Here is a 12135-nt window from a genome sequence, read left to right as displayed (position 1 = left end):
CGCTGGCGCCCACGTCGAGCTGCCGGCGCCCGCGTCGAGCCGCCCGCGCCGCTCGGCGCTGGCGCGCGCGTCCATCACAGCGCCCGCTCGTAGACGCGGTATTTCTTGTGGACCCGGCCGCCCATCAGCCGGATGCCCGCGTTGATGGCGGCGTTGTCCTCCAGCGTCCACCCCAGCTCGCCGCCCTCCATGCCGAGCAGATGCGCCGCGCGGTTCATCTCGACGTAGAGGAAGGCGCTGAGCCCGGCGTAGCGCCGCACGTGGCGCCACTTCTTGCGGATGCCGAGCACGACGAGGCGCCCGCGCTTCGGGCCGCGCACGCGCAGCCGCCACAGCAGCTTGAAGATGCCGCCCGGGAGGAGCTTGCCGTGGAAGTCCTTGATCAGCTGGTTGAGGTCGGGCAGCCCGAGCGACACGGCGGCCGGCTCGCCGTCGATGAACGTGATCTTGGTGAGCTCGGGCATCAGGATGAGCCGCACGTCCTTCGACCACTTGACGAGCTCCTTCTCGGTCATCGGGACGAAGCCCCAGTTGTCGCTCCAGGCGTCGTTGTAGACGTCCATGAGGATCCGGATGTCGCGGAGCAGGTTCTTCGGATCGCCGCAGCGCGTGTGCACCTCCGGCATCGCCAGGACCTCGGCGTGGGCCTTCTGCGCCCGGGCGGGGACCTTGCCGACCTCGTAGCCCCACGCGTAGAGGTCCTTCACCTTCTCGAGCCCCGCCTGCTCGATGAGCCGGCCCTGGTGCGGCCGGTGGTAGGGCATCATCATCACCGGCGGGAGCTCGAAGCCCTCGATGAGGCAGCCGATCTCCTCGTTGGTCGAGAGCGAGTAGGGGCCCCGCATGCGCTTCATCCCGCGCGCGCGCAGCCAGCCCGCGGCCTCGGCGAGCAGCGCCCCGGCCGTCTCGGCGTCGTCGATCGTATCGATGAACCCGAACGAGCCGGTCTCGTCGCGGTGGACCCGGAGGTGCTCGTGATCGACCTGCGCGGTGATCCGACCCGCTGGCCGGCCGTCCTTGTACGCCACCCACGCCGTCCCCTCGGCGTGCTCGAAGAACGGGTTCTTCTTCTTGTCGAGCCGATCGGAGATGTCCAAGTCGAGCGGGCGGATATAGTTGGGCTCACCCTCGTAGACGGTGTCGACCACGTTCAGGAAGTCCTTCAGGACCTTCTTGTCGCCCTTCCGGAGCTCGCGGATCTCGATAGCCATAGGGCTTGAGCCCGTACCTTCCGAGACGCGGCGCTGCAAGGGGCTCGCACCGACGTGGTCTCGGCCCGATCGCGGAGCGCCGCGCCCCGCGCTGATCGCCCGGCGGCGCGCGCCGCGCTGATCGCACGACGCCGCGCGCGCGAAGCCGGTAAGCTCTCGCGGAGGGCCTGTCCGGCCCCCGGCAACTCAGGTGGACGCAGCATGATGACCCCGAAGGAGTTCCAGAGGCAGTTCAAGCGGCTGCTGATGAGCCGTGTGGAGGGCATGGACTGGGAAGACAAGCTCGCCCGGGTCCGCCAGTACCTGCGCCAGCTCGAGGCGCGCCAGAGCCCGGAGGAGGAGTCGGCCGAGCTCTCGCCGTCGCTGGAGCTCATCCCGTTCGAGCCCGGCAAGCGGCCTGTCGACGAGGCGCTCTATCCGGGGCACGGGTGCAGCGAGCGCGTCGGCTGCATCAACACCTCCGGCGACCCGTCGGAGCTCGGCGACGAGGTGTGGCTGCTCTACCGGCTGCGCGATATCTACGCGTTCGTCGCCCCTTTCGAGCGCCCGTTCGAGGTGACCATGTCGGCGTGGTTCCTCCCCGCGAGCCCCGACGGCGGCGAGCCGTGCCCGGTGCCCGGCCTGATGGACGTGCCGCTCAGCCCGCAGATCGTCTCGACCTCGTCCTACCCCGTCCCGAAGCTCGAGCCCGCCCCGTGGAACTCGTTCCACCAGACGGTCTACGTGGCCACCATCGTGCCGGCGCGGCAGCTCGTGCCGCACCCCGCCGGCGAGGAGACCGGCGGCGGCTATTTCTGGGGCGACCTGCCCGAGTCGTTCCGGCGGCGCGTCACCGACGGCTTCGAGCCGTTCACGTTCGCGAGCCTGTTCCGGCAGCAGCTCCGCGTCGAGATCAAGCTCAGCGAGGCGGGCAGGACGGTAGCCTCCGAGGCGACGGACATCGAGATCTTCGACACCGGCCGCTTCGGCTCGCTCTACGCGCGCCTGCTCGACCGGCTCGTCAAGGCGGACACGGAGATCCAGCAGCGGGCGCTCGGGATCGACGAGCTCCACGTCGGCTATCACCCGTGGTTCCCCGTGCTGACCATCGGCATGGACAAGGCGCTCCTGTACCTCCGGGCCATCCATCAGGACCTCGAGCAGCACCGGCGCAACCTCCCCGACCCCCGCTGGCTGCTCCGGGTGGGCCTCTACCTCGAGCTGCTCACGTGCCTCGGCATCTTCGAGGCCGTGAAGCACGACTACCCGGACATGCTCTCGCCGGGGGAGCGCGAGGCCTTCGAGGAGGGCGCGGCGTTCGCGCCGATCCGCGCGTCGATCGACGTCGCGGCGTGGGCGCAGGTCTGGGACATGCGGCACATCGCGCCGCGCGCGGCCGGCTTCTTCGCGGCCGGGCCCGTGAGCCTGACGAACCTGATGCGCAAGCAGAAGGCCACGCTCGCCTTCCTGCACGCCCACCACGCGGACCTGCAGAAGGCGATCGAGCTCGCCGGCCCCAACCTCTGGAACGCGCAGGAGACCTGGCACCGGGTGTTCCGCGACGCGGAGCGGGCCGTGCTCAAGAACAACGTGCTCGCGTTCCCGGAGCTCGCGCACATCGATCCGCGGTGGCGCGACTTCGCGCTCTGGCACCAGCGGGGGGACATGCGGCTGTTCGGGATCAACCTGATGCCCGAGGCGCTGACGGGGCTCTTCGGCGACCAGGACGGCATCTTCCCCGCGGCGTGCCGGCAGTACCGGAAGTCGATGAACGACGTCGCCCGGTGGGCCGCCGAGCGGAACCTCATGGATTACACGGGCGACGAGTGCATCCCGCGGAACGCGAGCCTGCTCGAGGCGTACATGGAGAAGAACCCGTCGCACCTCGCCGCGCTGCAGCGGCGCGACGGCCACGGGGCCGCGCCGTCGATCGAGCTCGAGGAGCCGAGCAAGGCGGCGCGGGAGGCGAGCGCCGAGGACCTCATGATGCTGCTCCGGCGGACGCCGGTCTTCAAGCCGCTGCTCGATCGCGAGCTCCGCAAGCTCGCGACGAAGGCGCGCCGGATCGAGTACGGACCGCTCGATCGGATCGTGCTGCAGGGGCAGCGGGACTCGTCGATGTTCGTCGTCGCGTCCGGCACCGTCGAGGTCCTGGTGCGGCACCCCGACGGGCAGGACGCGACGGTCGCCGCGCTCGAGAAGGGCGCCGTCTTCGGGGAGTTCGCGCTGCTCACGGGCGAGGAGCGCACCGCGACGGTGCGCGCCGTCGACGAGGTGGTGCTCTACCAGATCACGAAGGAGGCCCTGCAGCCGATCATCGAGGCGCGCCCGCAGCTCGTGATCGAGCTGAGCTTGCTCATGGCGTCGCGCCAGGCCCACCTGCGCGACGCGGCCGAGCGCTACCTCGAGGCCGAGGAGAAGGTGCGGAGCCTCGCCGGGCGCATCCGGCGGTTCGTCCTCGGCTGAGCGCGCTCAGCCCTTCGTGGCTGGCCTCGCGCTCGGCCCTTCGTGGCCGGCCGGCGTCGCTCGGCCCCCTCGCGCTCAGCCCTTCAGGAGCCACGCGACGGCGTCGGCCTCCGCGGTGAAGAACGAGTACTCGGGCAGCCCCATGGCGGCCGACAGGCGGGAGATCTGCATCTTCGAGAGCGCGCTGTTCACGAGGTTCGCCGCCTTGCGCATGCCGTGCTCGACGGCGTAGGCCATGGTCTGCTCGACGTACGGGCTCACCTCGGGCTTCTGCGGGGGGAAGTCCGCGATGTCGGCGAGCACGTACCAGGGCTTCCCGAGGTTGAGCAGCGTCGATGCCTTCTGGCGGAACTCGTCGAGGTACGCCTTGCCCTCGTCGATGTCCCAGAACCCCCACACCTTCACGTGGAGGACCCCCGTCGACGTGTCGGGCCTGATGTTGAAGCGCCGCTGCGCGGCGCGCTCGCGCCTCGACGTGAGCTCGGACCTCCTCGACGGCTCGCTCCCGGAGAGGCCCGTCCGGCCCGGCGGGTCCAGGGGGGGCGGCGTCCGGGGTCGGGTCTCCGCGAACTTCGAGGCGGCCGACGGCGCGGGCGGCGCGGAAGAAAACGAGGGAGGGACGGAGCGCGAGGGCGGATTGGGTGCCGACGGCGCAACGGAGCGCGAGGGCGGGCTGGGGTACGAGGCCGGACCGGGGCGTGAGGGAGGCGTCTTCGACGACAGCTCCGGCACCGTGACGGTCGGCACCTCGGCGAAGCCCTTCGCCGTGCCGGGCTTCGAGGGCAGCGTCGGGTCGGTCGGGCTCGGGTTCGCGCTCGGCGCGGGCGCCGCCGGCTCCGGCAGGAGGATGACGCGCGAGGCCCGCGGGAGGGCGACGTCGAGCGCGGCGGCGAGCGCGCTGACCGCGACGGACGCGCGCTCGAAGCGGTCCTCGGCCTTGAGCGCCGTCGCCTTGAGGAACCAGCCGTCGAACTCCTTCGGCAGCGCCGCCGAGGACCGCCGCGCCGCGCGCGCGCTGGGCGCCTCCATCGCGCCGCGCAGGAGCTCCCCCGCGAGCATGTACGGGGACGCGGTCGCCTCGGCCTCCTGGGCCCAGTACGACTCGCCGACGAGGAGCGCGTACGCGACGTGCCCGAGCGCGTAGATGTCGGCGCGCGGGCCGACGTTGCGCTCGGCGCGGATCTGCTCCGGCGCCATGTACACGGGCGTGCCGAGCATCTGCCGCGTCAGCGTGGAGGCGTTGTGCTGCTCGATGACCTTGGCGATCCCGAAGTCGAGGATCTTCACGCACGGCGAGCCGTCGTCGCGGACCGTGACGAACAGGTTGTCCGGCTTGAGGTCGCGGTGGACGATGCTCGCCGCGTGCGTCTTGTCGAGCGCGAGCGCGGCCTGGAACAGGTAGAGCGCGACGTCCTCGGCGGGGAGGGCGCCGCGCTTCTTGACGAGGCTGCCGAGCTCCTCGCCGCGGAGCAGCTCCATGACGAGGAACGGGGTGCCGGTCTCCTCGTCGACGCCGGCGTCCGAGGTCCTGACGATGTGGTCGCTCTCGATGACGCCGGTGATGCGGGCCTCGAGGGCGAAGCGGGCGCGCAGCTCCTCGCTGTCGAGCAGGCTGGGCAGCATCACCTTGAGCGCGCGGCGTGTCGCGGTGACGTCGTCCATCACCTCGTAGACGGCGCCCATGCCGCCCGCCTTGATGACGCGCAGCACCTGGTAACGGTTGCGAAACCGCGTATTCGGCTGCAACAGGCCGGGCGAGGAGCTCATCCTGCGGCCCTCGGTTCAGGCATGGTTTGCACCACGCTACCAGCGCCGCTTCCCGCGTCGCAAGGCGGTCGGGTGAGGAACGTGCTCAGCGCAGGATCGCGCCTCCGCCGGTAGGCTCACCGCCGGATCGATCGGCGTGGTCGAGGTGCGGCTCCAGCGCGCTCCAGAGCGAGCGGACGTCCTGGAAGCGCTCCTCGGGGGCCACGGCGAGCGCCCGCGCGACCCACGCGTCCACCTCGGGGAGCAGGTCGGGCCGGAAGGCGTGCAAGCTCGGCCGCGGGCCGCGGGCGGCGGCGAGCAGGATGTCGACCCGGCTCGCGCCGGCGAACGGCACGCGCCCCGCGAGCGCGCGGAAGAGCACCGCGCCGAGCGAATAGATGTCGATCCGGTGGTCGATCTCCTGGGGCCGGCCCTTCCATACCTCGGGCGCGATGTAGCTGGGCGAGCCGGGGATCGCGCCCTCGCGGGTGAGGGGGTCGGCCTGCATGACCTTGACAAGGCCGAAATCGAGCAAACGCACGCGCCCCCGCCCCGCCGTGCCGGCGCGGGCCGGCGCGCTCCCGCGGTGCGGGGAGGTGGAGGAAGGAACGCCCGTGTCGTGGTCGAGGACGAAGATGTTCGCGGGCTTCAGATCGCGGTGGACGATGCCGCGCGCGTGCGCGGCGTCGAGGGTGTCGACGATCGGGCGGAACAGCTCGCGGATCTCGTCGAGCGGGAGCCGCTGGTTCCGCGCCTCCAGCTGGCGCAGCGCCGTCTCGAGATCGCTGCCCTTCAGGAACTCCATGACGATGTAGAGGGTGCCGTCGGGCGCCTCGCTGAACGCGAAGACGTGCGTCGCGCTGGTGCCGGCCAGCTCCCCCATGGCGCGGGCCTCGCGCCGCAGGCGGGCTTTCAGGGCGGGATCGCTGGCGAACTCGGGCCGCAGGTACTTGACGGCGACGTGCGCGCCGGTTTCCTGGTCCAGGGCGCGGTAGACCACGCCGTGGCCTCCCTGGCCGACCACCTCGATCAGCGTGTACCGGCCGTCGATCACGTCGTCGATGTCGTGGTCCATCGGCAAGTCCTCGGTGCTTGAGCGCGCTGCGTCAGCGTGCCGCACAGCGAGCCCAGGTTGTAGCCGCTTCGGCGCGCTGGCGGTAGGGACGGTTGGGCGCCGACCTGATTCGCCGGCCGGGGGCGGACCGGAGGCGGAGAGGGGCGGGGAAGCGCGGGCGACCGGGGGACGCGGCCCGCGGGAAGGCGCCTGCGGGGGAAGAGGCCTGTGGCGAGCGAGCCTGCGGGGAGCGAGCGTGCGGCGAAGCGCGCTGGGAGGAAGCGCGACCCTGGTCGGAAGGGCGAACGCGTCGAGGGGGAAAGCGAATGCGACAGGGACGTCACGGATCGGGTTCAGGCGATATCCTAGGAGTGACGGAAATCGCCTGATGATTGATCACACTCATCATGACGCAACGACGAATTTGGTTGGTTTGCCGGCCCTGAGATCCCGTGTAGAGTGGCGCCCATCCTCCTATGAGATCCGTCCGACAGAACAGCGACCTTCCCCGGGTGAACGGCGCGCTGCCGGTCGCGCTCGACGTGCAGCCGGCCAGGCCCGGCGCGCAGGAGCAGGAGCTGGAGGAGGAGTGGACCTATGAGGTCGCTCACCACGACTCGCCGCCGGATCTCACGCATGTTGTCGGGGAGAACCTTCGGCGGTTGAGGACGCGGCGCGGCCTCTCGCTGGAGCGGCTCTCGAAGATCTCCGGCGTGAGCCGTGCGATGCTCGGCCAGGTCGAGCTCGGCCGCAGCGCGCCCACGATCAACGTCGTCTGGAAGATCGCCCGCGCGCTCAGCGTGCCGTTCTCGGCGCTCGTCAGCGCTCGCTCGGCGAGCGGCCCGATGCTGCTGCGCGGGGATCGCGCGAAGCGGCTGACATCGCACGACGGCAAGTTCACCTCGCGCGCGCTCTTCCCGTTCGATGCGCCGCGAACGGTCGAGTTTTACGAGCTCTGCCTGGCCCCGCTCGGCGTGGAGAATGCCGATCCCCACCCGCCCGGGACGACCGAGAACATCGTGGTCTGTCAGGGGACCGTTGAAATCAGCGTCGACGGACAGCGGTTTCTGCTCGCGACGGGCGACGCGCTCGTGTTCCAGGCGGATGTCCCGCACGTCTACCGCAACCCGGCGAACGTCGACTCGCTGATGTACCTGGTGATGACGTATTCGCTGCCGGCGCCCTGAGGCGGGGCGCGTTCCTCGCCGAGGAAAGGGGAAGGGGCGGGGAGGGGCGGAGCAGCGCGAGGACGCCGGTGAGCGCCGACGCTCCGCTGCTCCGAGGAGGTTTGCGGCCGCGCTACTTGGCCATGGCGGGGGTGCACATCATCATGGGCATCCCGCCGCACATCATCATCATGGGCATTCCGGCCGACATCATCTTCGTCATGGCCTCGCAGCGCTCCTTGAGCACGTCCATCGACATGCCCTCGGGCGGCATCATCTTGCAGATCATTCCGTCCTTGGTCATCTCACACGACATCTTGCACATCATGGGCGTGCCCATGCCCATCATGCCGGGCATCATGCCCATCATGCCGGGCATCATGCCCATCATGGGCATCATCGGCATGCCCATGCCCATCATGCCGGGCGTCATTGGCATGTTCATGCCCATCATGCCGGGCATCATGCCCATCATGGGCATCATCGGCATGCCCATGCCCATCATGCCGGGCATCATTGGCATGCCCATCATGCCGGGCATCATGGATGCGCCAGCGGCCATCTCCGGCGTCGACATCATGGGGGACATCGTCTGCGGCATCATGGGCATCTGCGTTGCAGTGGTCATGGGGGCTCCTGTCGTCAGCGCTCGTTGCTTCCGGGGAGCCGTTCTAGCCGGTCGGCGTGCCGTCGCAACGCGTTAACACGGGCGCCTGTCGCTTTGCTCCAGTCTAGCGGAGGCGCGTCCACGGCGTTGGAGGCGCCGGCGCCCTGGGCGGACGAGTCTCCACGATAGCGACGGCCGCTCCGCCAGGAGCGCGCTGGAGCAGCGTCCGGGCGAGGCCGGGTTTGCGGCGGTCATGAGGGTTGAGGTGGCGACCGGCGGGGTCGTGCGAGCGTCAGCACAAAGGGCTCGGCGCTGCTCCGGTACCGATGATGCTGTCTCGTGCATCGACTCGCCTTTGATTTGAATGCAATCCAGCGGACGGGCGGAGTCATGTCGGCGCATAAGAGCCACGGTGACAGGACTGGCAGGCTCGTTCGCTCCGGGAGCGATCGAATCCAGATCGCCTTTCAGGGGTCACGTTGCCGTCGACACGGCCGGCGACATCATGCTTGTCGCCAGGGGCGCAAGCGCCATGGACTTCGGAGCAGACGTGTGGGAGATAGCTCCTCGAACTCAGCAGCGTTGATCAGTTGATCTGCAGGTTCGCGGCCGCCTTACCTTCCTGCCCCGCGCCCGCGGCGCCGCCGCTCGGGGTCGTGCCGCCGGCGCCGCCATACCCGGGGGTGCCGGTCGAGCAGCTGTTGTCTCCGAACGTGAAGCCGACGCTCGCGGCTCGCGCCAGGCAGGCGCTCGGGCCGCCGCCGCCGCCCGCGCCCGGGCCGCCGTCGCCGCCATTGCCACCCCTGCCGCCGACGCCGCCGTTTCCAGCGTCATCGGGACCGGGGCCGCCAGGGCCGCCGTTACCCCCGAGCTGTGGCGCTCCGCCGTTGCCGCCGTTGCCGCCGTTGCCTCCCTTTCCGGTCGTGATCTCGTTGCGGGAGACGACCACCCGTCCGGCCGCCGCGAAGACGCCAAAGCTCCCGCCTCCACCGCGGCCAGCAGTGCCGTTGCGGCCGCCGAGCCCGCCGCATCCGCCGCTGCCGCCGCCTCCACCGCGATCATCAGGGCCTACCTCGCACGAGCCGCCACCGCCGCCGCCCGCGCCTCCACCGCCGCCGCCGTTGATTCCCGGTCGCCCGTTGGTGCCGTTCGCGGGTTGGTAGACGCCCGAGGCGATGCTGCCGAGATTCGCGCCCCCCGTCCCCGGCATCCCCTGCGACCCCGCCATGCCTGGCGTGCCATTTTGTCCTGGCGACCGGGTCCTGAAGCAGCGCAACGGGGCGCCCCCCGCGCCGCCCGTCGCGCCCTGGCTGCCGGGATGGCCCGCCGCTCCGGTGTTCGAGCCATGTCCGCCATATCCAGCTCTCCCGCCAGGCTCGTCGCATGTGGGCGCCGGGCCTGCATTGCCGAGGCCGCTGCAGTCATTGCAGCCCTGCTCTCCCGCATTCCCCGCCGTCGCCGTCCCCTCCATGTGCGCCGCCCCGTTCGTCCCCGCGGCGCCGGCTCGGCCCTCCTCCACGTTGATCTGGTTGAACCGCACGAAGAGGTCCGCCGTCCCCCCGCCGAGGCGCACTCCATAGGTGCTCGCGCCGGCCGACGACGGGCTCAGCGCCTCTATCGAGAGGCCCTCGACGTGCGTCGGCTGCGTGATCGACGGCGCGTGGAACACCGTGCCTGTCGCGCGCACGGTGGTCGTCACCGAGCTCGTCCTCCGGAACTTGAAGTCAGCGTTGGCGTGATCGAACCCACCGTAGATGCTGATGCCGGACACGACCGTGACCGCCTCCTGGTACAGCTCGCCCGACAGGCAGATCGCCGGCACCGCGCCCGCCTGCGCCACCTGGATGGCCTTGGCGATCGTCTCCACCGGCGCGTTGCGCGTCCCGCTGCTGGCGTCGTCCCCCGTGCTCGCCGAGACGTAGATGCACTGCTCCACGAGCCCGTCGCCGCCGTCGCAGTTGTCGTCGATGAACTCGGCGTCGATCGGATCCTCGCCCGCCTCTCCCGCCGCGGTCGGCGTACACACGTATTCACAGCCGCACTCGCCCGTGAGGCGATTGCCGTCCACGTCGTGTGTGCCCGGCAAGCACCCCAGCGCGCACGGATCCGTGACCCCACCGCCGCCCCCGCCCGCCTCTTCGCTGCCCCCCTCTCCACCCGAGCCGCCCTCACCCCCGCCCGAGCCGCCCTCACCCCCGCCCGAGCTGCCCTCGCTCCCGCCCGAGCCGCTCGCGGCGGCGGCGCTGCTCGATGACGCCGTCGTGGTGCTGCTGCTCGCGGAGGACTCGCCGCCCGCGCCCGAGCCGCCTCCCGTGCCCTCGAACGGCCCGATGGGGTCGTCGATCGAGCTGCTCTCCGCGCAGCCGATCGCCGAGAGCAATGCGAGCAGAGATGCCGTCTCGAGGAAGAATTGTGCGCGCATGCTTAATTCTGCACCTTCGCGCGCTTTTCGAAAAGACTTTGTCTTGCTCGTTCCCAATCACAACGGGGCTGTGCGCCACATTGCGGCCGGCATCAACAGCCGTCCGCCCACGCCGTTATGTGCTGCGCCGGCGCGAGCCAGCTCACGATTCCGCGATTCGCCCCTCGCGCCTGTCACCGTCTCCGGTACTCTGTGTCTGCGTACCTTCCCGCTTCCGCGCCGTCCTCGCTGTCCTCTGTTCATCCCATGCGCATCGAATCGCTCCACCCCACCTCGCTCGCTTCCATGGTTGGGCTCGCCGTCGCCATGGGGCTTCATGGCGCGTGTGCACCGGACTCAGGAGCTGGCCTTGTCTCGTCCTCTTCCTCTTCGGACGGAGCTGGCTCGGGCGGGACCTTTGATCCGGATGGCGGGCTGTCGACCGACGCGCCTGTCGAAGTCCTCGATCCGGACGCCGCTTGTGGCCTTGTCACCGAGGAGGCGATCGCGGTCCCGCTCAATCTCTACATCATGATGGACAAGTCGTCCTCGATGGCGGGCAACGACCCCATGGTGGCCGACAAGTGGACCAGCGCGAAGGCCGGCCTGACGGCGTTCGTCAACAGCGCGAGGTTCGCCGGCGTGCGCGTGGCGCTGCGCTTCTTTCCGCGGGTGGCGGACGACGTGCCGGCCTGTGACCACGAGGCGTACAGGGAGCCGCTGGTCCCGTTCGGTCCGCTCCCCGACAACGCGGGCGCCATCGTCGCGGCCATCGAGGCCGAGTCGCCGAACGGAGCGAGCACGCCCGTCTATCCGGCGCTGGGCGGCGCGCTGCTCCAGGGCATCGACGTGGCGAAGAACCACCCCGGCGAGGCCTCGGCGGTGCTGCTCGTCACCGATGGGCAGCCCCAGGGGCCGGCGGCCCAGTGCGCCGGGGTGAACCCGGAAGACCCGGACGCCATCGCGGATCTCGCGGCGGCGGGCGCGCGCTACGGCACCCCCGTGCGCACCTTCGTGATCGGGCTCCCGGGCGTGAACCAGAGCTTCGCCAACCAGGTCGCGGCCGCGGGAGGCACCGACGCCGCCGTCCTCGTCGGGGCGACCAACATCGCCGTCGAGTTCCAGAACGCGCTCGCGAAGGTCACGGGGCAGGCGCTCCCGTGCGAGGTCGAGGTCCCTTCCCAGGTGGCCGGCGGACAGGTCGCGTTCGACGACGTCAACGTCCTCTTCGGGCTCGACGGCGCATCGCAGGAGATCCTGCCGCAGCGCCCCGGCTGCGACGGCCCAGGCTGGCGCTACGACGACCCGGCCTCTCCCGCGGCCCTCGTGCTGTGCCCCGATACCTGCGAGGCCGCCAGGGGCGCCTCCATCGCGAAGATCCAGATCCTCCTCGGCTGCGAGACCGTGATCCTCTGACCGAGCGCAGCAGAAGGACCGCTCGATCTCGAAGGAGAGAGGGCGAACCGCCGATGTCGTGGAGATGACGGCGGGAGCGACGGAGAGGC

8 protein-coding genes are annotated in these 12135 nt (G+C 70.6%); 3 read left to right on the top strand and 5 right to left on the bottom strand.

The genetic code is table 11. From position 1 onward, the window contains the following. Positions 1-74: 74 nt before the first annotated feature. On the bottom strand, positions 75-1211 hold the full coding sequence (locus WME73_RS40065) for a hypothetical protein (RefSeq protein WP_437741535.1): 1137 nt from the start codon (positions 1209-1211) through the stop codon (positions 75-77). A gap of 201 nt (positions 1212-1412) precedes the next feature. Here WME73_RS40065 and WME73_RS40060 point away from each other — a divergent pair, with 201 nt between their 5' ends. Then, positions 1413-3656 carry a cyclic nucleotide-binding domain-containing protein gene (locus WME73_RS40060; RefSeq protein WP_437913044.1) on the top strand — a complete coding sequence of 748 codons (2244 nt, stop codon included), beginning with the start codon at positions 1413-1415 and terminating at the stop codon, positions 3654-3656. A 75-nt stretch (positions 3657-3731) separates the two neighbouring features. Here WME73_RS40060 and WME73_RS40055 read toward each other — a convergent pair whose 3' ends face one another. Both WME73_RS40055 and WME73_RS40050 read right to left on the bottom strand, forming a co-directional pair. Beyond that, on the bottom strand, positions 3732-5423 hold the full coding sequence (locus WME73_RS40055) for a serine/threonine protein kinase (protein WP_437913043.1): 1692 nt from the start codon (positions 5421-5423) through the stop codon (positions 3732-3734). 85 nt (positions 5424-5508) lie between these two features. After that, the gene (locus WME73_RS40050; RefSeq protein WP_437913042.1) at positions 5509-6477 is read right to left on the bottom strand and encodes a serine/threonine-protein kinase; all 969 of its coding nucleotides are present in this window, start codon (positions 6475-6477) and stop codon (positions 5509-5511) included. Between the two features lie 455 nt (positions 6478-6932). Here WME73_RS40050 and WME73_RS40045 point away from each other — a divergent pair, with 455 nt between their 5' ends. Further along, positions 6933-7643, top strand: a complete 711-nt coding sequence (locus WME73_RS40045) for a helix-turn-helix domain-containing protein (RefSeq protein ID WP_437741531.1) — start codon at positions 6933-6935, stop codon at positions 7641-7643. A gap of 112 nt (positions 7644-7755) precedes the next feature. On the opposite strand, the gene WME73_RS40040 is transcribed toward WME73_RS40045, so the two are convergent. Both WME73_RS40040 and WME73_RS40035 read right to left on the bottom strand, forming a co-directional pair. After that, complete coding sequence (locus WME73_RS40040; protein WP_437913041.1) at positions 7756-8250, bottom strand: hypothetical protein; 495 nt, start codon at positions 8248-8250, stop codon at positions 7756-7758. A gap of 565 nt (positions 8251-8815) precedes the next feature. Continuing rightward, complete coding sequence (locus WME73_RS40035) at positions 8816-10651, bottom strand: PE-PGRS family protein (protein ID WP_437913040.1); 1836 nt, start codon at positions 10649-10651, stop codon at positions 8816-8818. A gap of 246 nt (positions 10652-10897) precedes the next feature. On the opposite strand from WME73_RS40035, the gene WME73_RS40030 reads away from it, so the two are divergent. After that, the gene (locus WME73_RS40030; protein WP_437913039.1) at positions 10898-12046 is read left to right on the top strand and encodes a vWA domain-containing protein; all 1149 of its coding nucleotides are present in this window, start codon (positions 10898-10900) and stop codon (positions 12044-12046) included. Positions 12047-12135 lie beyond the last annotated feature (89 nt).

It is taken from the genome of Sorangium sp. So ce302 (genome assembly GCF_051530145.1).
In the GTDB taxonomy this organism is placed as follows: domain Bacteria; phylum Myxococcota_A; class Polyangia; order Polyangiales; family Polyangiaceae; genus Sorangium; species Sorangium cellulosum_B.
Note: the sequence above shows the minus strand (reverse complement) of the source record. Positions and strands in the feature narration are given on the sequence as shown.